Below are 19290 nucleotides of genomic sequence, written 5' to 3' on the forward strand. Positions count from 1 at the left end.
AATAAGGTGTGTGGTAACCCCTATTCTTCCAGCTCAGAGCACCTTTCTTCATGCCAACACGCAGCCTTGATCAACTCGCCGGTGAAAGGCCGAGGTTAGGGCAGGTCGAGGGCCGCACCACCGCTGCGGTGACCGGGTGGCTGACAACGCAGAGCGAGGCGTTCCGGGAGTCGATCACGCACGTCGCGATCGACCCGGCCGCGGCTTACGCAGCGGCGGCCACCGCGGTACTGCCGAACGCGCAGGTTCGTGGTCGATCACTTCCATCTGGTCAAGCTCGCAGGTGACGCGGTCACCGCGGTGCGGCGGCGAGTGACCTTCGATGCCCGAGGCCGCCGCGGCCGCAAGCAGGATCCGGAATGGGCGAACCGCCGCAGACTACTGACCGGCCGGGAACGCTTGTCGGACAGGTCCCTTCGCGCGGATGTGGAACGATCTGATCGAGCATGACACCACCGACCAGATCCTCACTGCCAACATCGCGAAGGAGCAGTTGCGGCACCTGCTCGCCGCCGCCCGCGACGGCGCCGACACGCACGAGGTCCGGACCCGGCTCTACGCGTTCTACACCTGGTGCGCCGACGCCGACCTGCCTGAGCTCACCCGCCTCGCAACGACGATCGAGGCGTGGTGGCCGGCCATCTTGGCGTTCATCGACACCGGCATCACCAACGCGCGTACCGAAGGGATGAACCGCCTGGTCAAGCAGGTCAAACGCGTCGCCTGCGGATTCCGGAACACCGAGAATTCACGCCGAAGGATACGATTCCACTGCACCCGCGCCCAGCGGGCCAGCATCCAGCAATTCCACTGCTAATGGAGTTGCCCGCTCAACTTCGAAGAGCCGGTAAAGCACAGGCAGGCGACATGGACTGGATCGTGCCGACGACGATGCGGAAGAGGTCTTCGAGGCGAAGGGTGCGAGGCGGCGCAGCGGCAGCTCGGCTACGCCAGCCGGAGACGACGCGCCAGCACTGCGTCAAGCCGCCCCTGACAACTGAGAGGCACTGGCGCGGTATATGCCCCGTATTCGACCCGTCGACCCCCCAGAAACGAGAAAAGCCGGGTAAGGAATCCGGTCTGACCTCGATCAATTGTGCGTCATCATGGACTCGAACCCCGAATCCGCTGACCGCGTTCCGTCCTATCGGCGACTGGTGGTGATGTCGGAAAGTGTTGCGGCGTGCGAGGTTCTGCCGCGATCATCTCGCCGGTGCGCCCCTCCTTCGCGGCGAACACGACGTAGCGCGGGTACAGGCGGAGCTCATCGTGGAAGAGCTCGTGCGCGATCGTCGACCGGCGCTCGGTGTGCGTCATCGTCGGATGCAGCTCGATCCGACCGCCGCGTCCGTGTCTGCCACGCACCGTGGTGGGCGCGGTGAAGCTGATCCGCAGGTGCCCGCGGGCGCGCGCCTCACGCCACGGATGCCACATCGGCTTCGTTCTGGTCATACCGGACGTTCAACATGCCAGGGTCGACAGAAAATGTCCCTGACCTGGAGCTACATGTTTGTTAATCGTCTGTGTCGCCTGTATCACTGGACGCGGCAGCAACCGCCTCCTCGATGAAGTATCGGCGGTCGGCCGGAGTAAGCGTCGGCGCGGGAATCCCGAAGCTCCTCGCTCCGTCTGCTAGCGCGGCAAGTAAGAAGCCTAAGGAGGTCGGTATTCCGTCGGTTTCGAGGAAATGCGGTTCAGCGTCCGAGACGGTGGCATCGGCGATCTCTTCAGTGAAGGTAAACAACACTTCGAAATCGAGGCGGGCACGAAAACGCGAGTCGCTGTATCGGAGTGCAGATCGGATCGAAACCCCGGAGGTGGCTGTTTCGCTTCCTTGGTGGCGAACCTGGATCCCGCCCTCCGTTGCGGTTTCATTATCATCGTCAGGCCACGGGAGGTATGCGCCCTGGGAATCCCAGGGAGGCGCGCCAGCTTCCTTCCAGCGGCGTGCGAAGGAACGCTCGTGCCAGCGCGTTTGAATGTCGTCGACGTGGTCCGCGAGATCCAGGGCGTCACTCATTGTTATCGCTGCCGCGCGGTGGCATAATGCCAGTTAGGCGAGGTCTTTCCGGTCTCGACGAAGTCTTCTTCGCCGTCGTTGTGGAGTTTGCCTGCGCGCATAGGGATCCGCGCCCGTCGGACGTTATTTATAGCGGCCTCATGACCGTGCGATACGTCGGCTTGCATCAGATCGCAGGTTGTAACGACGGAGATCGACAGTGCCGCGCTGCAGTGCGCAAGGTAGGTGCGGATGTCGGAGAGACGAGGGTCGCTATCGAGGCGTTCAATCCGAGAAATGGTGCTCCGATGGACGCCAAGGCGATCGGCCAGCTGCGATTGGTTCAGGCCAGCATCGATCCGCGCCTGGGTCATTTCCCGCTTGAACGCGAACTCCTCGCGAGCGGACCGGCGAGCTGCGGTTCGCTTGATAGACGTCACCATAATTGCCCTCCTTCGTGCGTGGCGCGAGAGCCGCCCCGGCGTCGGCTCGATGGCAACAGTGTTGCACATCCCGCAACAGTCCGTCACGGATGCGTGCGGAATCCCACATTCGACTGTTTGCACCATCGCTTCACGATCCCCATGGCGGCGACTACCTCGCTGGTCTGGCCAGCCGAGGTTAGGGGGACCTTGGTGCCCGCCACGGTCCCCTTGAGGTGATTCGCCTTCTTGTGCGAGAGGTGCGCTCCTAGCACAGCCTTGGTGTCCATGTCGGGTTCTGCGAAGTACAGCCGGTACTTGCGCTTCCCGCCCTCCTGCTTGCGGGCGATTCCTGTGACCTTGAACTCGCCCATCCAAGGCTTCGGGTTCATGGCCACAGCTTCGCGCTCGCCCATGGGTGCAAAGTACGAACCAGGCGCTACACCGTTCCCTTGTATCAGCTCGATTAGTTCAGTGAGATAGTCCAGAACCGTGAAGTCCCAGGGGTCTTCGTCGTCAGGCGTAGCCGGGTTCCGCTCACTCTCGAGCTTCGTGCGCTCATTGACGTATGGTCGAGACTCGTGCCAGGTGCAGCCACCGGTGTCCACCCGTGATCGCTCGTGCTCTGGACGTTCGTCGTCGAAGTGGCTCACGCGCCGCCCTCCGGCCCGTCAGCGTCTGGAGGCTCGACAGCAGCACCTGCGCACCGCGCTGGCGCTCGAAGCCGATCAGGCATGGTCATGAATCCTCCCCAAATGTCCGCTACGCGCGAGATCTTATGCTCCTTCGTTCGCCTCGTCGCCCGAAACGGGTTGTCATTCGAGTTCGGCGCTTCGGGCTCGATGCTTGGTTGCAACGGCACGTGGGGTTCGCCGTGCGCGCCGCTCATGCCAGGTGCCCTGCAGGGATATGTCCGGAGGCGACCACGGACTTCCTGCTCACGGTCGAGGAAGCCGGCGAATCTGCGCCAAGGAGGGGAGGCGTCGGCATTCACCTCGGCGTCCACGAATCGTCGTGCGGACCCGAGGGCGTCACCACGGTGCTCTTTGAACATGTCGTCGAGGGCCTTCGTGGACATGTTCTGGCGGGCGGTGCGGTAGTTGAGCATCGAGACGGTGAACGCGAGGAGCGAGATCGAGATGGGCAGGTATTTGCATTCAAGGTCCCTGTGCTGGCTCGTCACCGTGGGGAGCGTCAGGTGCCTCCGCGTCGCAGTCCTGGGCGCCGTGCTGGCGCTTAGTATCCGCGGGGCTCGGAACCGTGCAGGCCGCGACGTCGTAGTCGCTTGGCGATAGGCAGCCCAGTCCTTCGGCTGTTCGGCGCCGCGCCACATTTCGAACCCGGCCTTCATCTCGACCGCGACGTGCTCGCCGTCGGGCCACGCAGCTGAGAACATCAGCGTGCCGCGCCAAGTCGGCGCCAGTGTCAGTGGAGCCGACGGCAGGGATCGACGCAACGATTCGTGCAACTCCACGCCCGGATCGTTTCCGGTGGGTTTCAGGTGGGCTGGGTACGACAGAGACCCCGGAGTGATTCACTCCGGGGTCTCTACCTGCATCGATTGTGCGCCATCAGGGACTCGAACCCCGAACCCGCTGATTAAGAGTCAGCTGCTCTGCCAATTGAGCTAATGGCGCGTACTTGCTCGCCTCGCGCTCTCGCTCGCTGCGTGCTGAAGTACTCTAGCAAGACGGAACGGGAAATATGAAATCGGCTGTTCAGGTGGTGTTTCTGCGCTCGTCGCCCGACCTTGCGCGCCGGCCCACCGCGCGGGCGCTGGCACCGCGCCGGGCCCTCTGCTTAGCTGAGCACATGACTGTCCCCGGAACCCCCGCCGACCCCGGAGCCGCGGGTATCACCGGCACCGCCGGTGCCACCAGCACAGGCGGTGCCACGGGCGCCGCTGAGGCGCTCAGACCACCGGCCCATCAGGTCTCGCCCCGCGCGAAGACGTGGTGGACGGTACGCGGCGCGATCCGCTGGGTCGTCGTGATCCCCGTGGTCACAGTGGTTCTCGCCGTCATCCCGGCCGTGCCGTGGTTCGTCGCGGTCCTCGCCTTCCTCGTCCTGGCAGCCGGCGCGGCGGCGCACCTGATCGTCATGCCGCGGTTCCGGTACGCGTTCCACCGCTGGGAGATCAACCCGGTCGCGGTGTACTCGCAGGCGGGCTGGCTCACCCGCACGCGGGTACTCATCCCCGTCTCGCGCGTGCAGGTGATCGACACCGTCGCCGGCCCGCTGGAGCGCGCCTTCGGCCTCTCGACGGTGACGGTGACCACGGCATCGTCGGCGGGCACCGTGCGGATCTCGGGGTTGCCGACCGAGACCGCGCAGTCCATCGCGGCGGGTCTGACCGTCAGCGCGGCGGAGGACGCTGATGACGCGACCTGACGAGACCGAGTGGAACCGGCTGTCCCCGTGGGGGATCGCGACCCGGGTGATCAAGTCGATCCCGTCGCTCATCCCCGCCCTGATCGGCGTCTTCTTCCTCGGCCGTGCCGCCGGCCCTGTCTTCTTCGTGCTCGCGGGCATCGTCATCAGTCTCCTCGTCGGCCTCCTGCCGTGGCTCACCACCCGATGGCGCGTCACCGAGGACCAGCTCGAGCTACGACACGGGCTGGTGCGCAAGATCTCCGCCACCGCGCGCCGCGACCGGATCCGCAGCGTCGACGTCACCGCCGGCCCGATCGAGCGCGCCCTGTCGCTGCGCAAGGTGGTCGTCGGCACGGGCGTGGGCGGCAAGGAGTCCGCGCTCGTGCTCGACCCGATCCCGACCGCGCTCGCGGAGCAGCTGGGTCGGGACCTGCTGCGGCGCACGGCGGTGCCGTCAGCACCGTCGAACCCGGACACGCACGCAGACGGCGACAGCGCGCCCGTCGCGGCCCCTGAGCCGCCCGAGGAGGAGCTCGCGCGCCTGCGCCCGGGCTGGATCCGCTTCGCGCCCTTCTCGCTCACCGGGTTCGCCGTGGTGGCGGCCGGCGCGGGCATCGGCTTCCGCATCGTCGACGAGGTGGGCCTGCGCGAGCGCGGCTCGCAGCTTGCGGAGTCCTGGTTCGCCCGGATCCTCGATCTCGGCGCGGCCGTGATCATTCCGGGCGCGATCGTGCTGATCGTCGTGCTGTCGATCCTCGTGTCGGTCGTCGCCTACGTGCTCGCGTTCTGGGGCTTCCGCCTGGTCCGCCGCCCCGACGGTGCGCTGCACACGACCCGGGGGCTCATCTCCACCGTGGCGGCCACGATCGAGCGCAAGCGCGTGCGCGGCGTGCAGCTGCACGAGCCGGTGCTCATGCGGATCCCCGGCGGGGCGAAGCTGCGCGCCGTCGCGACGGGCACTGACCGCAACCCGACGCTGCTCCCGCCCGCGCCGCGCGCAGAGGCGGTGCACGTCGCGGACGCCATCCTGGGCCGGCCCGGTGCGGTCGAGACGCCGCTCGTCGCGCACGGTCCGATGGCCCTGCGCCGCAGGTACACCCGGGCGCTCCTCGCGTCGATCGCGCCGGTGGTCGTGTTCGTCGCGCTCGCCGTCGCGGCACCGGGCGCCTGGGCCGCGCTGCCGGGGGTGGGTGTCGTCCTGACTCTCGGGCTGGCGGTGCTCTGCGCGCGCGTGCGTTACGCGAACCTGGGGAGCGTCACCGACGAGCGCCTGGTCATCGTGGGGGCGGGCACGCTGGCGCGCACCCGGACCGCGCTCGAGTTCGACGGGGTGATCGGCTTCGTCACCACCGAGACCTTCTTCCAGCGCCGGGCTCGCGTCGCGACACTCACCGTCGCCACCGCCGCGGGTGCGTTCGGGGCCGTGGACGTGACCCCCTCCCGGGCGGCGGCCACGGCGCGCACTGTCGAACCCGAGATCGTGACGCCCTTCCTGACCGCCGGTAGGAGCGCCCTCAGCGAGGCGTGAGCCGGAACAGCTTGATCGTGCGGCCACCCGCCCAGTTCACGTAGTCGTCGTACGCGGGCCACACCGCGACGATACTGGGCCACAGCCGCTTCCGGTCCGCCTCCGAGACCCGCCGGGCCCGCACCGGCGTGCGGCGGGTGCCCAGCAGGACCTCCGCGTCGGGGTTCGCCTCGAGGTTGTACGACCACGCCGGGTGGTGCTTCTGGCCGAAGTTGGACGCGATCACCACGTAGTCCTCGCCGTCGCGCACGTACAGCAGCGGCACCGTGCGGGCGAGTCCGCTCCGCTTGCCCACCGTGGTCAGTGTGAGCTGGGGGAGCAGCGCCTCGGGGATGAGATGCACTGCGCCGCCGCTGATCCGGGTCACGGCCTTGTCCAGCGGCACGGTGGCGCGCACCATGCGGGACACCGCCTTGTGCTTGCCGAGCCGCAGGAACCGCGTCTTGAGGTCGTCCAGGATCGCCATGGCGGCAGTGTAGTGACATCCGAGCGCCGCCGCGCGGGGATCGGCGTGTCAGCGCGTCGCGAGCTGGGCGCCGCCCGCGGCGCGGAGCACCGCGTTCAGCGAGTAGTACTGCGTCACCTGGCCGGAGTCGCTGTCGGTCAGGGTCACGGCGTCGGTGATGATCCCGATCGCCGCGTTGTCGGAGGTCCGCACCAGCGGCCCGCCGCTGTCGCCCTGCGTCGTGACGATGTCCGAGACCACCCAGTCGTTCATGACCTTGGTGACCTTGCCGCACCGTCGGCCGTTCACGGAACCGAGCTGGCACACCGGATCACCCACGCGGGCGGTGCCGACGGAGCGCGGCGCCATGCCGGGCGCGGCCGCCAGCAGCTTCACCTGCGGGTCGGTGAGCCGGAAGGTGCCCCAGTCCGGGGCGAACGGGTCGACGGGGGAGTAGTGCCCGGGGCGATTCGGGTCCTCCTTGACCTCGGGGGCCTGGGATTGGACGACCTCGCCGACGATCCACTTCTTCACACCGACCGGCTGCTGCGGCGCGCCGCAGTGCCCCGCGGTGACGCCGAGGCGTTCGCCGTTCGATGCGTTGACCGCGAAACCCATGGTGCACTGCAGGGATTCGAAGCGGCCGCCACCGAGCGAGCGCTGCAGGATGTCGATGCGGTCGCCCGGCGCCACCGACTTCGGGGCGGGGGTCTGCGTCGGTGCGGTGCTCGGGGTCGACGGTGCGCTCGTCCTCGGTGCGGAGGGGGCCGTGGGCTTCGGCGTTGCAGAGGTGCGCGGCTTCGCAGGCGCAGTCGGCTTCGCGGGCGCGCTCGGCGTGGGCGAGGACGGAACCGCCGGAGACGGGGCGGGAGCCGCGGTCGCCGTAGCCGGGATCAGTAGGGCTCCCGATACCAGAACGGTGACCACCCCGATCGTTCCGCGTCGCAGTGCCGCACCGTTGCGCGTCCCGTCGGCCAAGGTCGAACCCTCCTAGGGTCTCGGTCTCCAGTCGTGAATCGGCGCGCGTGGCAAAGCGCCGCAGAAAATCGTCGCCGAGCCTACCATTCCCGGTGCACCGATTCGAACGAGATCAGTGTGCCGAACTGGGCTTTCGTCACCGGCAAAACCATGCACGAACAGCCAGTTCCGGTTCTCGGAAAAGAGGGGACACCCGTGTCGGACCAGACCTATCAGACGATCGCCGTGACGCTGTACTTCGCCGCGATGCTGTACATCGGGTGGAGCGCCTACCGGCGGACCAAGGACAACCTCGACGAGTACATGCTCGCCGGACGCGGCCTCAAGCCGTGGGTCGCGGCGCTGAGCGCAGGTGCCTCGGACATGTCGGGCTGGCTGCTGATGGGCCTGCCCGGTGCCGTCTACGCCAAGGGGCTCGTCGAGGCGTGGATCGCGATCGGGCTGACGATCGGCGCCTGGCTGAACTGGAGATTCGTCGCGCCCCGCCTGCGCTCGTACACCGAGGTCGCCGGCAACTCGATCACCATCCCGAGCTTCCTCGAGCACCGGCTGCGCGACCGGTCCCGGGCCCTGCGCATCGTGTGCGGCCTGATCATCCTGGTGTTCTTCACGTTCTACGTCTCGAGCGGCATGGTGGCGGCCGGCAAGTTCTTCGACAGCACCTTCGGCGTGCAGTACATGCACGGCATGCTGATCGTCGCCGTGGTCACGATGATCTACACCCTGTTCGGCGGCTTCCTGGGTGCCACGCTCACCGACGTCGCGCAGGGGCTGCTCATGCTGGCCGCGCTCGTCGCGGTCCCGATCGTCGCGCTCATCAAGGTCGGCGGACCGTCGATCACCGTCGACACCGTCGACTCGGTGAACCCCGACTTCTTCAGCCTCTTCGCCGGCGGCACCGCCCTCGGCATCGTCTCCGCCGCCGCGTGGGGCCTCGGCTACTTCGGCCAGCCGCACATCATCGTGCGGTTCATGGCGCTGCGCACGCCGCAGGAGGCTACGACGGCCCGCCGGTTCGGCATCAGCTGGATGGTCGCCACCGCGCTCGGCGCGATCGCCACCGCCTTCATCGGCATCGCGTACTTCGCCCTGCATCCGGAGAAGGCGCCGAAAGACCCCGAGACCGTGTTCCTGGTGCTCGCCCAGATCATGTTCCACCCGTTCGTCGCGGGCCTGGTGCTGGCCGCCGTCCTCGCCGCGATCATGTCGACGGTGTCCTCGCAGCTCGTCGTGTGTTCGTCGGCGCTGGTGGAGGACCTGTTCAAGATCTTCGCCGAGAAGACCGGCCGGGACACGCAGATCTCCGACAAGGCCTACGTGCTGCTGGGCCGCCTCGGGGTGCTCATCGTGGCGGTGATCGCGGTGCTGCTGGCCATCGACCCGTCCGACAGCATCCTCGAACTCGTCGGCTTCGCCTGGGCCGGTTTCGGATCCTCGTTCGGCCCGATCGTGATCCTGGCGCTCTTCTGGCGCCGGCACACCGCCGCGGGCGCGCTGTCGGGTCTCATCGTCGGCGCGGCCGTCGCCTTCGTCTGGGGCCAGTGGCCGCCCTTCGATCTCTACGAGATCGTCCCGGGCTTCCTCGCGAACCTCGTGGTCGCCATCGGCGTCAGCCTCGCCACCTTCAAGACCGACGGTGCCGTCGACGCCGAGTTCGACGAGGCGGTCGCGCTCGCGGCGAAGTGAGTGCTGCCGCGCAGAGTCGGTGTGCGCGTACGGTTGGGCGCGTGAGCGCAACGCCTTCGACCATGCAGACCCTCCAGTACGGCAACGGATCGTCGTGGGAACTCACCACGGCGCCCACGCCGGAGCCCGGCCCGGGCGAGGTACTCGTGCGGGTGGCGGCGGTGGCCACGAACAACGGCGATGCGGATCAACTCGCCGCCGCGGGGGAGCCGGGAATCGCCGGATTCGAGTTCGCCGGAACCGTCGCGGTCCACGGCCCGGGTGTGAACGCGCCCGCGATCGGCGCGCGCGTCGCCGGTACCGCGCCGAGCTCGTTCGCCGAGTACGTCACCGTCGATCACCGGCACCTGATCGCCGTGCCGGAGAACCTGCCCGAGGCTGAGGCGGTCGCGTTGCCGGTCGGCCTGGTGACCGACTACGGCGCCATGCTGGCCGGCGGCTTCGTGCCGGGCCAATCGGTTCTGGTGACCGGCGCATCGTCGGCCATGGGCATGACCGGCGTCCAGGTGGCGAAGGCGCTCGGTGCGCCGCTGGTGATCGGGACGACGCGCAGTGAGGACAAGCGCGACCTCGTCGCGGGTGTCGGTGCCGACGTGGTGATCGTCGGCGGCGCGGAGGGGCTGGCCACGGCGGTTCGTGAGGCGACGGACGGACGCGGGGTGGACCTGGTGCTCGACCACATCGCGGGTCCGGTGCTCGCCGCCGGCCTGTCCGCGACCGCGGACGAGGGGACCGTCGTCAACATCGGCCGCCTCGCCGGCGACGCCACCGTCGACGTGTGGGACCTGGGCCGCCGTCGGCTCACCCTCCGCGGCGTCTCGTTCGGCTCGAGCCGGCCCGAGACGATGGCGGAGGTGTTCGCGGCGATCGCGGCCGACGTCCTGCCGGCGGTCGCGGACGGTCGCGTCCGCCCCGTGATTGACAGCGTGTACCCGCTGGACCGGCACACCGACGCGGCGGCCCGGTTGAGCACCCGAGAGGTCCGCGGGAAGGTGGTCATCGTCTTCCCGGCCGAGTGACGCTCGCCATAGCGTGGAATGAACGGGGCGCCGCGGGGCGCTGAGGTACGGAAGAATATATTTTTCGTACGGATGAGGATTCATGAACGCCGTGAGCGACCCCCTTCTGCAGCCCGTCGAGATCGCCGGCCTGCGCCTGCGCAACCGCGTGATGATGGCCCCCATGACGATGTACACGGCCGACGCCGACGGCACCGTCTCCGATAGCGAGCTCGACTTCTACCGCTCCCGCGCCGAGGGGCCGGGCCTGCTCCTGACGGGCTGCACCCACGTCCAGCCCAACGGCGTCGGCTTCATCGAGGAGTTCGCCGCCTACGACGACCGCTTCATCCCCAGCCTGACGGCGCTCGCGCAGGCCGCGAAGAGCGGCGGCAATGCCGCCGTCCTGCAGATCTTCCACGCCGGCAGCAAGGCGATCGCCAGCCGCCTGCCCGACGGTGCGGTGGTCAGCGCGAGTTCCTTCGTCGCGCCGCCCAGCAGCCAGGCGCCGGGTGGAACGATCACTCGTGCGCTCACCGACGCCGAGATCCACGACGCGATCCGCGCCTTCGGCGAGACGACCCGTCGCGCGATCGAGGCGGGCTTCGACGGCGTGGAGATCCACGGCGCCCATGGCTTCCTGCAGCAGCAGTTCCTCTCGCCGCGGTACAACACCCGCACCGATTCGTGGGGAGGTTCGCTCGAGGGTCGCAGCCGGTTCGGACTCGAAACCGTCCGAGAGGTGCGGCGCGTCATCGACGCGCATGCCGACCGGCCGTTCGTCCTCGGCTACCGCGTCTCCCCGGAGGAGCCCGAGGAGGGCGGGCTGACCTTCGCCGAGTCGCTCGGATTCGTCGATCTGCTGCTCGAATCCGGCGGAGTCGACTACCTGCACGCCTCCCTGTACGACGCCGTCGACGGCCGCCCGATGTCGGACCCCGACGGTGCGCCGATCGCCCGGCAGATCGTCGACCGCGTGGCGGGCCGGGTCCCCGTGGCGGCCGCCGGCGCGATGCTGACCCCGGCCCGGGCCCGGGACGCCCTGGACCTCGGCCTCACGACGGTGGCCGTCGGGCGAGGCATCGTTCTCAACCCCGACTGGGTGCAGCTCCTCGGCGACGGGCGTGAGCGTGACCTCGTGACGGCGTTCGATACCGGGAAGTCGGCCGAACAACACCGGATCCCGTCGGGACTGGACGAGATGGTGCGCACCACGGCCGGGTGGTTCCCTCTCGTCGACGCGTAGCACCGGCGAACTGGGCTCGCCGAATGCCGACTGTTGTGGGGATCCGGGACCTGCCCAGCGCGGTGCGGCCGCTGCGCGCGTCGGTGCTGCGGGTACCAGGGCATCCACTTCAGGTCAGCGACCATGCGTCGCCATCGAGTCGCCAGAGTCGAGCGGAGCGCTGGTTGACGGAGCAGGGCTGCGGCGATGACCATGCCCATCACGACGATGGCCGGTGGCATGGTCAGATTCAGCGCGTAGTTCCACGCGATATCGCCAGCGGTGACGATTGTGACGACGGATGCCGCAATCCCTCCGGCGAGAGTGCCGACCACGAGAACGCCGAGTGCCCCGGCTGTGATGCACGCGCCAACAAGAACGCCATGGTCTTCGATGTGGGCGGAGTGGAACATGAGAGTCGCTAGGCCGATCGCAAGTGTGGCGCAGGCGAAGACGCCCAGGTAAACCGAGAGCGCCCCCGACAGCGTGCCGACCGTGTCGACCAATGCCGTCGACTGCCCGTCGGGGACTGCCGTGAGACGGAGAAGGCCGGCTGATCGGCATTTCTGCTGATCAACCGGCCTTCACCGGTTGGGGTGGATGACGGGACTCGAACCCGCGACAGCCAGAATCACAATCTGGTGCTCTACCAACTGAACTACACCCACCAGGTGCCTGGGATCGCCAGGCTCGAAGAACTTTACCCGACGGCTCCGGTGGAAGCTAATCGGTATGGCTTCCGCTCAGGCGGGCTACCTGACCTGCAGGATCAAGCCGGGCCCAGCTCCGAGACCACCGCGGAGATCTCGTCGGTCGACGGTCCCGGCGCGGGAACGAAGGCCGTTCCGCGGTAGTACTTGAGCTCCCGGATCGACTCGCGGATGTCGGCCAGCGCGCGGTGCGCGAGGCCCTTGTCGGGCTGGCCGAAGTAGATCCGCGGGTACCAGCGCCGGCAGAGCTCCTTGATCGAGCTGACGTCCACCATGCGGTAGTGCAGGAACCCGTCGAGCTCGGGCATCTCCTGAGCGATGAACCTGCGGTCGGTGGCGATCGAGTTGCCCGCGAGCGGCACCGCGCCGGCCTCGATGTGCTCGCGCAGGTACGCCAGCACGGCCTCCTCGGCTTCCCGCACGGTCACCGTCGACCTGCGGACCTCGTCGGTCAGGCCGGAGCGGGCGTGCATGTCCTGCACCACGGGCGGCATCGCCGCCAGGGCGTCGTCGTCCACGTGGATCACCAGGTCCACGCCCTCACCCAGGATGTTCAGGTCCCCGTCGGTCACCAGCGCGGCGATCTCGATGAGGCGGTCGGAGGTCAGGTCGAGGCCGGTCATCTCACAATCGACCCATACGAGTTTGTCGTCCACGCGGTTCAGCGTATCCAAGCTAGTGTTTCCCCCGTGACTGACAACGCGAACTCCCCGGCGCAGACCATCGCGGCCGGCTACGACTTCCCGGGCCCCGCGCTGGAGCTCGGCACCGTTCTGGTGGACGGCACCGTCGACCCGTCCGCGAAGGTACGGATCCCCCTGGCGATGATGAACCGGCACGGCCTCGTCGCCGGCGCAACCGGCACCGGTAAGACGAAGACGCTGCAGCTCATCGTCGAGCAGTTGTCCGCCAACGGCGTGCCCGTGGTGCTCGCCGATATCAAGGGCGACCTCGCGGGCCTGTCCAAGCCCGGCGAGGCGAGCGACAAGACCGCGGCCCGCGCCGTCGATACCGGCGACGACTGGAAGCCGGCGAACGTGCCGACGGAGTTCGTCTCCCTCGGCACGAACGGCGTCGGCGTTCCGATCCGCGCGACCATCTCCTCCTTCGGTCCCATCCTGCTGTCGAAGGTTCTGGGGCTCAACGCCACCCAGGAGTCGACGCTCGGCCTCATCTTCCACTGGGCCGACCAGAACCAGCTCGAGCTACTCGACCTCAAGGACCTGCGCTCGGTCATCGCGTACCTCACCTCGGCCGAGGGCAAGGCGGATCTCGAGGGCATCGGTGGCGTCAGCAAGCAGACCGCGGGCGTCATCCTGCGCGCCCTGGTCAACCTCGAGGCGGAGGGCGGCGACACCTTCTTCGGCGAGCCCGAGATCGACATGGGCGATCTCATCCGCACCGCGGGTGGTCAGGGCGTGGTCACGCTGTTCGAGCTGGGGGATCAGGCCGCGCGGCCCACGCTCTTCTCGACCTTCCTCATGTGGGTCCTCGCGGACCTGTTCGAGTACCTGCCCGAGGCCGGCGACCTGGACAAGCCGAAGCTCGTGTTCATCTTCGATGAGGCGCACCTGCTGTTCGCGGATGCGTCGAAGGCGTTCAAGGATCAGGTTGAGCAGACGGTCAAGCTGATCCGCTCGAAGGGGGTGGGCGTCTTCTTCTGCTCGCAGCTGCCCACCGACATCCCGAACCCGGTGCTCAGCCAGCTCGGCGCCCGTATCCAGCACGCGCTGCGCGCCTTCACTCCCGAGGATCAGGCCGCGCTGTCCAAGACGGTCAAGACCTACCCGACCTCGCCCGCCTACAAGCTCGACGAGGCTCTGACCAGCCTCGGCATCGGCGAGGCGATCGTCACCGTGCTCTCCGACAAGGGCGCCCCGACGCCGGTGGCGTGGACCCGTCTGCGGGCCCCGCGCTCGCTGATGTCCGCGATCGGCGACGACGCGATCCGCTCGGCCGCGCAGGCATCGCCGCTGTGGGCGAAGTACGCGCAGACCGTCGACAACCTCTCGGCGTTCGAGAAGCTGTCCGCCAATGCCCAGCAGGCGCAGCAGGAGAACACGCCCGCCGAGCAGGCCCCGCCGCCCCCGCCCGCGCCCAAGAAGCAGGAGGAGGAATCCTCCTGGGTCTCGGACGTGATGAGCAACCCAGCGGTGAAGTCCTTCCTCCGCTCCGCCGCGTCCAGTGCCGGTCGCGAGCTCTCCCGCAGCATCTTCGGCACGAAGCGTCGCCGCTGAACCCCGATTGAACACTGTTACGGCACGGTCCGACCTGCGGTTTTCCTGTCGGTAACAGTGTTCAATCGGGAGGGGGTCAGTTGCCGGCGAGCTTCTTGTACATCTGGCCGACGATCGGGGCCATGATCGCGCGCGGGGTGTAGTGGCCGGCCATGGACATGCCCTTGGACAGCAGCCCTGGGACCACGCGCATCTTGTTGCGCTCCAGCGCGTCGAGGGTGACCCGCGCGGTGTACTCGGTGTTGACCCAGAGGAACTCAGGAACGACCTTCTCCACCGTGGAGCGATCCTCGGGATCGGGGAGTTCGGTGCGCACGGGGCCGGGGGCCAGCAGGGTGACGTGCACGCCGGTGTTCTTCAGCTCGCCGCGCAGCGACTCGGAGAAGGTGTTGGCGAAGGCCTTCGACGCGGCGTAGGTGGCGTTGTTCGGGATCGGCATGTTGCCGGCCGCGGAGCCGGTGATCATGATCCCGCCGTTGCCGCGCTCGACCATCTGCGGGAGCACCGCGAGCGTCAGGTCGTGCACGGCGTTGGCGTTGAGCTCGAGCTGCGCGCGCTCGTAGTCGAAGTCCAGGTCGATGACGCGCCCGAAGGTCGCGGTGCCGGCGTTGTTGCACAGGATCGAGATCTCGCGGGAGGCGAGCTCCTTGCAGAGCACGTCGCGGGCGGCGTGGTCGGACAGGTCGACGCCGCGGACCTCGGCCTCGACGCCGAACTCGGCGCGCAACTTCGCAGCCAACTCCTCCATGGGACCGGTGCTGCGGGCCACCAGGATCACCGAGTGGCCGCGTCGAGCGAGTTCCGTGGCCAGGGCGACACCGATGCCGGAGGAGCCACCGGTGACGACGGCGCGGGCGGACGTGTTGGGTGCGGGTACAGGCATGGGGAAGATCGTACGGGAGGGCGTCGGCAATGCCGTATCGCGAAGATCGCGCTGTGACGACGACGGTCCTGGCTGGTGAGCGGCAGTGCCCTGGCGTGAGCTCCATCTCAAAGGTCGCGACTCGGATGGCGCACCCGGCGCGAGTGATTTAGGTTAGCCTCACCATCAATATTGATCCGCTTCGAGGTGACGATGATGAACCGCTGGGCCCCCGTGTACCTGTCCGTGCTCCGCATCGTGATCGGCGTGCTGTTCGCGCTCCACGGCGCCGCTGCCTTCTGGGGCCTCTTCGGTGGGAGGCAGTCCAGCCCGGAGGTCTTCGCCTGGCCCAGCTGGTGGGGCGCCGTGATCCAGCTCGTGGGCGGTCTCCTCGTCGCGGCCGGCGCCGGTACTCGCCCCGCAGCGATCATCACGTCCGGATCGATGGCGTACGCCTACTTCGCGTTCCACGCCGGCGATGGCCTGTCGCCGCTCGCGAACGACGGCGAACTGTCGGTCCTGTACTGCTGGGTACTGCTGCTCTTCGGCTTCACCGGAGCCGGTCCGATCAGTGTCGATGCTGTGATCGGCCGCCTCCGAGCAGGCGATCGCGACGAGGTGATCGTCGCGTCCGACCGTGCCGAGGCCAGGGATCAGGCAGAGTCTGCGGTGTGACCGTACCGATACCGGACTCCGCCCGCTCGCTCCTCGAACGCCCGCTGATCGTCGACCTCGCGACGGTCCGCCCGGACGGCGCACCTCAGGTCAACCCGATGTGGTTCCTGTTCGAGGACGGTCTGATCTGGTTCTCCCACACCGATACCCGGCAGAAGTATCGGAGTCTGCAGCACGAGCCGCGGGTCGCGATCGCCCTTGCCGACCCGGCGGACCCGCAGTACTACCTCGAGGTACGCGGCGTGGTCGAGCGGATCGAGCCCGATCCCACGGGTTCCTTCCATTCGCGCTTGTCGGAGCACTACGGCGAGGGGCCGCACGTCCCGCAGGACGCGGCGCGCCGCGTGAAGATCGCGGTGCGTCCCGTCCGGTTGTCGGGCCGTGCGGCCTGCTGACCGCGGTCGAATCGCTCGTCGGCCGGGCTACAGCGACGCGGCGAGCTCGGTGCCCTGCCGGATCGCCCGCTTGGCGTCCAGCTCGGCGGCCAGCGCTGCGCCGCCGATGACGTGGGTCTTCACGCCGCGCTCCGCGAGCGCGGTGTCGAGGTCGCGCACCGATTCCTGGCCGGTGCACAGGATCACGGTCTCCACGTCGAGCACGCGCGCGTCCGTGCGCTCCTCACCGAAGGTGATGTGCAGGCCCGCGTCGTCGACCTTCTCGTAGTTCACGCCGCGCAGCTGCTCGACGCCCTTCATCTTCACGGTCGCGCGGTGCACCCAGCCCGTGGTCTTGCCCAGGCCGATGCCCTGCGGGGTGCTCTTGCGCTGCAGCATGTACACCTTCGACCGGGTCGACGGTGCCGGGGCAGGCTTGGTGATGAAGCCGGGCACGTCGCCCTGGCGGGTGACGCCCCACTCGGCGTTCCACTCGTCGAGGTGCAGGGTGGGGGACTTGTCGGTGGTGACGAACTCGGCCACGTCGAAGCCGATGCCGCCGGCGCCCATGATGGCCACGGTGTCGCCGATCTCCTTGGCGCCACTGATCGCCTCGGCGTAGGTGATCACCTTCGGGTGGTCCACGCCGGGGAAGGACGGCACGCGCGGCACGACGCCGGTCGCGATGATCACCTCGTCGAACTTGCCGGCCAGGGCCTCGACGTCGGCGCGCGTGTTCAGGTGCACCGTCACCTGGTTCCGGTCCAGCATCGTCGTGAAGTACCGGATGGTCTCGGTGAACTCCTCCTTGCCCGGGATCTTCGCGGCGTAACCGAACTGGCCGCCGATCTTCTCCGAGGCCTCGAACAGCTCCACCTTGTGCCCGCGCTCCGCGGCGCTGACGGCCGCCGACAGCCCCGCCGGCCCCGCGCCCACGACCGCCACGCGCTTGGCCGAACGGGTCGGCGCCAGAACGAGATCCGTCTCGCGCCCCGCGCGGGGATTCACCAGGCACGAGACCTTCTTGTGCACGAAGGCGTGGTCCAGGCAGGCCTGGTTGCAGCCGATGCACGTGTTGATCTCGTCGGCCCGCTCGTCACGCGCCTTGTTCGCCCACTCGGGGTCGGCGAGCAGGGGGCGGGCGACCTGGACCAGCTGCGCGTCGCCGCGCTCGAGGAGTTCCTCGGCGGTCGAGGGCATGTTGATCCGGTTGGCCGCGCAGACCGGGATGTTCACGGCGCGGGTCACGTCCGCGGTGAACGCGGCGAACGCGGCCCGGGGAACCGAGGTCACGATCGTGGGCACGCGGGCCTCGTGCCAGCCGATGTCGGTGTTGAGGATGTCGACGCCGGCGTCCTCCAACTTGTGCGCGAGAGTGAGGATCTCGTCGCGCGTCTGCCCGTCCGGGACGAAGTCGGCCATCGACAGCCGGAAGACGACGATGAAATCCTTACCGCACCGCTTCCGGATCTCCTTGACGATCTCGACGGGGAACCGCTGCCGGTTCTCGGCCGAGCCGCCCCAGGAGTCGGTGCGCTTGTTCGTGTGCGCCGCGAGGAACTGGTTGATCAGATATCCCTCGCCGCCCATCACCTCGACGCCGTCGTAGCCGGCCTTCTGCGCGGTCCGCGCCGCGTTGCCGAAGTCGCGGATGGTCTTGCGGACCTCGAACCCGGACATCGCGCGGGGCTTGAACGGGTTGATCGGCGCCTTGATCGCGCTGGCGGAGGCGCTGAGCGGGTTGTAGGAGTAGCGGCCCGCGTGCAGCAGCTGCATCGCGATCTTGCCGCCCTCCTTGTGCACCGCGTCCGTGACCCGCTTGTGCAGGATCGCATCGATCGGGCTGGACATCTTCGCGCCGGCGGGCAGTAGCCAGCCGGTGATGTTGGGGGAGTAGCCGCCCGTGATGATGAGGCCGACGCCGCCCTTGGCGCGCGCCGCGAAGTAGGCGGCGAGTTTCCCGATGTCCCAGGGCATGTCCTCGAGCCCGGTGTGCATCGAGCCCATGACCACGCGGTTCTTGAGTGTGGTGTGGCCCAGGTCGAGGGGCTCGAACAGGTGGGGGTACTTGGCTGACATGGGTTGATCCTTATTCGGCTGAGGCGATGGAAGGGCTGGGCAGGGCTGCGAGCACCTCGTCGAGCCAGTCGACGGTGCCCTGTTCGGACAGCACGCCGCCGCGCAGTACGAGGTACTGCTGCAGGTCGGTGCCGGTGAGGGTGGAGGGAGTCGGGTAGTCCCGTCCTTCGAGGGTGCGGAAGAGTTCGGCCCGCTCGGCGTGCCGGTCGCGGACGCGCCGGACCTCGGCCATCAGGTCGGGCAGGTCCGACGGTGCCGCCCCGCGGATCTTCACGGCCAGCTCGCGCTGGTCCGTCGAATCCTTCCCCGGGGTGCGGATCCATTCCGAGAGCGTCTTCCGCCCGGTGTCGGTGATCGAGTAGACCTTCTTGTCCGGCTTGCCGTCCTGCGCCTGTTCGACGTAGGTGACCAGGCCGCTCGTCGTCATCCGCGCCAGGGTCTTGTAGATCTGCTGGTGTGAGGCCCGCCACCAGTGCCCGATCGAGCGGTCGAAGCGCCGGGTGAGCTGGTACCCGGTGCCCGATCGTTCGCTCAGGGAGACGAGCAATGCGTGTTCGAGGGCCACCTCGGCGACGCTACTACCGCACTCTTCGATATGCAATTAGGTGCATTGCGTGAGGATGCATAACGCACATGGTTCCGGCGAGTCTCGAGCGAGGGTTGATCTTCACGGCGAGGGAATATAATATATATTTACTT

Annotated in this window: 22 protein-coding genes and 2 tRNA genes; 12 read left to right on the top strand and 12 right to left on the bottom strand. The window is 68.2% G+C overall.

The annotated features are described in order from the left end of the window. Window positions 1-50 precede the first annotated feature (50 nt). Genes ABZX10_RS02235 through ABZX10_RS02245 form a run of 3 tightly spaced genes read left to right on the top strand, consistent with a single transcriptional unit; the run spans window position 51 to window position 817 of the window. Window positions 51-287 carry a transposase gene (locus ABZX10_RS02235; protein WP_355534103.1) on the top strand — a complete coding sequence of 79 codons (237 nt, stop codon included), beginning with the start codon at window positions 51-53 and terminating at the stop codon, window positions 285-287. 13 nt (window positions 288-300) lie between these two features. Continuing rightward, window positions 301-450, top strand: coding sequence for a hypothetical protein (locus ABZX10_RS02240; protein ID WP_355534826.1), 150 nt, complete (start codon window positions 301-303; stop codon window positions 448-450). Next, entirely contained in the window at window positions 425-817 is a 393-nt protein-coding gene (locus ABZX10_RS02245; protein ID WP_355534105.1) for a transposase, read from the top strand. Before ABZX10_RS02240 ends, ABZX10_RS02245 begins: the two co-directional genes overlap by 26 nt. A 696-nt stretch (window positions 818-1513) precedes the next feature. Here ABZX10_RS02245 and ABZX10_RS02250 read toward each other — a convergent pair. The 5 genes from ABZX10_RS02250 to ABZX10_RS02270 form a co-directional block, all read right to left on the bottom strand. Beyond that, the gene (locus tag ABZX10_RS02250; protein WP_355534107.1) at window positions 1514-2020 is read right to left on the bottom strand and encodes a hypothetical protein; all 507 of its coding nucleotides are present in this window, start codon (window positions 2018-2020) and stop codon (window positions 1514-1516) included. A gap of 2 nt (window positions 2021-2022) precedes the next feature. After that, a complete protein-coding gene (locus tag ABZX10_RS02255) occupies window positions 2023-2439 on the bottom strand; it encodes a helix-turn-helix domain-containing protein (protein WP_355534109.1) in 417 nt (138 codons plus the stop codon). Window positions 2440-2525: 86 nt separating this feature from the next. Further along, window positions 2526-3074, bottom strand: coding sequence for a hypothetical protein (locus ABZX10_RS02260; RefSeq protein ID WP_355534111.1), 549 nt, complete (start codon window positions 3072-3074; stop codon window positions 2526-2528). Continuing rightward, on the bottom strand, window positions 3071-3604 hold the full coding sequence (locus tag ABZX10_RS02265; protein ID WP_355534113.1) for a hypothetical protein: 534 nt from the start codon (window positions 3602-3604) through the stop codon (window positions 3071-3073). The genes ABZX10_RS02260 and ABZX10_RS02265 overlap by 4 nt, the downstream gene beginning before the upstream one ends. A gap of 381 nt (window positions 3605-3985) precedes the next feature. Continuing rightward, window positions 3986-4058: transfer RNA gene (locus ABZX10_RS02270), tRNA-Lys, on the bottom strand. A gap of 175 nt (window positions 4059-4233) precedes the next feature. Here ABZX10_RS02270 and ABZX10_RS02275 point away from each other — a divergent pair. Both ABZX10_RS02275 and ABZX10_RS02280 read left to right on the top strand, forming a co-directional pair. After that, complete coding sequence (locus tag ABZX10_RS02275) at window positions 4234-4812, top strand: PH domain-containing protein (RefSeq protein ID WP_355534115.1); 579 nt, start codon at window positions 4234-4236, stop codon at window positions 4810-4812. Continuing rightward, a complete protein-coding gene (locus ABZX10_RS02280) occupies window positions 4799-6322 on the top strand; it encodes a PH domain-containing protein (RefSeq protein WP_355534118.1) in 1524 nt (507 codons plus the stop codon). Before ABZX10_RS02275 ends, ABZX10_RS02280 begins: the two co-directional genes overlap by 14 nt. Here the strand turns inward: ABZX10_RS02280 and ABZX10_RS02285 are convergent. Further along, window positions 6309-6788 carry a nitroreductase/quinone reductase family protein gene (locus ABZX10_RS02285; protein ID WP_355534120.1) on the bottom strand — a complete coding sequence of 160 codons (480 nt, stop codon included), beginning with the start codon at window positions 6786-6788 and terminating at the stop codon, window positions 6309-6311. The two genes, ABZX10_RS02280 and ABZX10_RS02285, sit on opposite strands and share 14 nt — an antisense overlap. Window positions 6789-6836: 48 nt before the next feature. After that, window positions 6837-7460 (bottom strand): S1 family peptidase, encoded by a 624-nt coding sequence (locus ABZX10_RS02290; protein ID WP_355534122.1) that lies wholly within the window; start codon window positions 7458-7460, stop codon window positions 6837-6839. Here ABZX10_RS02290 and ABZX10_RS02295 point away from each other — a divergent pair. The 4 genes from ABZX10_RS02295 (at window position 7441) to ABZX10_RS02310 (ending at window position 11675) form a co-directional block, all read left to right on the top strand. Further along, the gene (locus ABZX10_RS02295; protein ID WP_355534124.1) at window positions 7441-7761 is read left to right on the top strand and encodes a hypothetical protein; all 321 of its coding nucleotides are present in this window, start codon (window positions 7441-7443) and stop codon (window positions 7759-7761) included. The two genes, ABZX10_RS02290 and ABZX10_RS02295, sit on opposite strands and share 20 nt — an antisense overlap. A 179-nt stretch (window positions 7762-7940) precedes the next feature. Next, window positions 7941-9431, top strand: coding sequence for a sodium/proline symporter PutP (gene putP / locus ABZX10_RS02300; RefSeq protein ID WP_355534125.1), 1491 nt, complete (start codon window positions 7941-7943; stop codon window positions 9429-9431). A gap of 41 nt (window positions 9432-9472) precedes the next feature. Further along, complete coding sequence (locus ABZX10_RS02305; protein WP_355534126.1) at window positions 9473-10450, top strand: zinc-binding dehydrogenase; 978 nt, start codon at window positions 9473-9475, stop codon at window positions 10448-10450. A 91-nt stretch (window positions 10451-10541) separates the two neighbouring features. Continuing rightward, entirely contained in the window at window positions 10542-11675 is a 1134-nt protein-coding gene (locus tag ABZX10_RS02310; protein WP_355534128.1) for an NADH-dependent flavin oxidoreductase, read from the top strand. 571 nt (window positions 11676-12246) lie between these two features. Here the strand turns inward: ABZX10_RS02310 and ABZX10_RS02315 are convergent. Together ABZX10_RS02315 and orn are read right to left on the bottom strand one after the other, a co-directional pair. Then, window positions 12247-12322: transfer RNA gene (locus tag ABZX10_RS02315), tRNA-His, on the bottom strand. A 101-nt stretch (window positions 12323-12423) separates the two neighbouring features. Continuing rightward, a complete protein-coding gene (gene orn, locus ABZX10_RS02320; protein WP_355534130.1) occupies window positions 12424-13020 on the bottom strand; it encodes an oligoribonuclease in 597 nt (198 codons plus the stop codon). A 33-nt stretch (window positions 13021-13053) separates the two neighbouring features. Here orn and ABZX10_RS02325 point away from each other — a divergent pair, with 33 nt between their 5' ends. Next, window positions 13054-14601 carry a helicase HerA-like domain-containing protein gene (locus ABZX10_RS02325; RefSeq protein ID WP_355534132.1) on the top strand — a complete coding sequence of 516 codons (1548 nt, stop codon included), beginning with the start codon at window positions 13054-13056 and terminating at the stop codon, window positions 14599-14601. Between the two features lie 76 nt (window positions 14602-14677). Here ABZX10_RS02325 and cmrA read toward each other — a convergent pair whose 3' ends face one another. Continuing rightward, window positions 14678-15484: a mycolate reductase gene (cmrA, locus tag ABZX10_RS02330; protein WP_355534135.1), complete on the bottom strand. Its 807-nt coding sequence runs from the start codon at window positions 15482-15484 to the stop codon at window positions 14678-14680. 195 nt (window positions 15485-15679) lie between these two features. On the opposite strand from cmrA, the gene ABZX10_RS02335 reads away from it, so the two are divergent. Together ABZX10_RS02335 and ABZX10_RS02340 are read left to right on the top strand one after the other, a co-directional pair. Continuing rightward, window positions 15680-16138 carry a DoxX family protein gene (locus ABZX10_RS02335; RefSeq protein WP_355534137.1) on the top strand — a complete coding sequence of 153 codons (459 nt, stop codon included), beginning with the start codon at window positions 15680-15682 and terminating at the stop codon, window positions 16136-16138. Next, the gene (locus ABZX10_RS02340) at window positions 16135-16533 is read left to right on the top strand and encodes a PPOX class F420-dependent oxidoreductase (RefSeq protein ID WP_355534139.1); all 399 of its coding nucleotides are present in this window, start codon (window positions 16135-16137) and stop codon (window positions 16531-16533) included. The genes ABZX10_RS02335 and ABZX10_RS02340 overlap by 4 nt, the downstream gene beginning before the upstream one ends. Window positions 16534-16560: 27 nt before the next feature. On the opposite strand, the gene ABZX10_RS02345 is transcribed toward ABZX10_RS02340, so the two are convergent. Together ABZX10_RS02345 and ABZX10_RS02350 are read right to left on the bottom strand one after the other, a co-directional pair. Further along, on the bottom strand, window positions 16561-18591 hold the full coding sequence (locus tag ABZX10_RS02345; RefSeq protein WP_355534141.1) for an NADPH-dependent 2,4-dienoyl-CoA reductase: 2031 nt from the start codon (window positions 18589-18591) through the stop codon (window positions 16561-16563). 10 nt (window positions 18592-18601) lie between these two features. Then, the gene (locus tag ABZX10_RS02350; protein ID WP_355534143.1) at window positions 18602-19156 is read right to left on the bottom strand and encodes a PadR family transcriptional regulator; all 555 of its coding nucleotides are present in this window, start codon (window positions 19154-19156) and stop codon (window positions 18602-18604) included. Window positions 19157-19290 lie beyond the last annotated feature (134 nt).

It is taken from the genome of Tsukamurella sp. NPDC003166, assembly GCF_040611135.1.
Classification (GTDB): Bacteria; Actinomycetota; Actinomycetes; order Mycobacteriales; family Mycobacteriaceae; genus Tsukamurella.

Excerpts from the sequence above, each read along its gene's own strand:
- ABZX10_RS02280 (WP_355534118.1), top strand. The coding sequence starts at position 4,799 with ATGACGCGACCTGACGAGACCGAGTGGAACCGGCTGTCCCCGTGGGGG.
- cmrA (WP_355534135.1), bottom strand. The coding sequence starts at position 15,484 with ATGCCTGTACCCGCACCCAACACGTCCGCCCGCGCCGTCGTCACCGGT.
- ABZX10_RS02275 (WP_355534115.1), top strand. The coding sequence starts at position 4,234 with ATGACTGTCCCCGGAACCCCCGCCGACCCCGGAGCCGCGGGTATCACC.
- ABZX10_RS02285 (WP_355534120.1), bottom strand. The coding sequence starts at position 6,788 with ATGGCGATCCTGGACGACCTCAAGACGCGGTTCCTGCGGCTCGGCAAG.
- ABZX10_RS02235 (WP_355534103.1), top strand. The coding sequence starts at position 51 with ATGCCAACACGCAGCCTTGATCAACTCGCCGGTGAAAGGCCGAGGTTA.
- ABZX10_RS02345 (WP_355534141.1), bottom strand. The coding sequence starts at position 18,591 with ATGTCAGCCAAGTACCCCCACCTGTTCGAGCCCCTCGACCTGGGCCAC.
- ABZX10_RS02335 (WP_355534137.1), top strand. The coding sequence starts at position 15,680 with ATGAACCGCTGGGCCCCCGTGTACCTGTCCGTGCTCCGCATCGTGATC.
- ABZX10_RS02295 (WP_355534124.1), top strand. The coding sequence starts at position 7,441 with ATGCGGTCGCCCGGCGCCACCGACTTCGGGGCGGGGGTCTGCGTCGGT.
- ABZX10_RS02250 (WP_355534107.1), bottom strand. The coding sequence starts at position 2,020 with ATGAGTGACGCCCTGGATCTCGCGGACCACGTCGACGACATTCAAACG.
- ABZX10_RS02245 (WP_355534105.1), top strand. The coding sequence starts at position 425 with ATGTGGAACGATCTGATCGAGCATGACACCACCGACCAGATCCTCACT.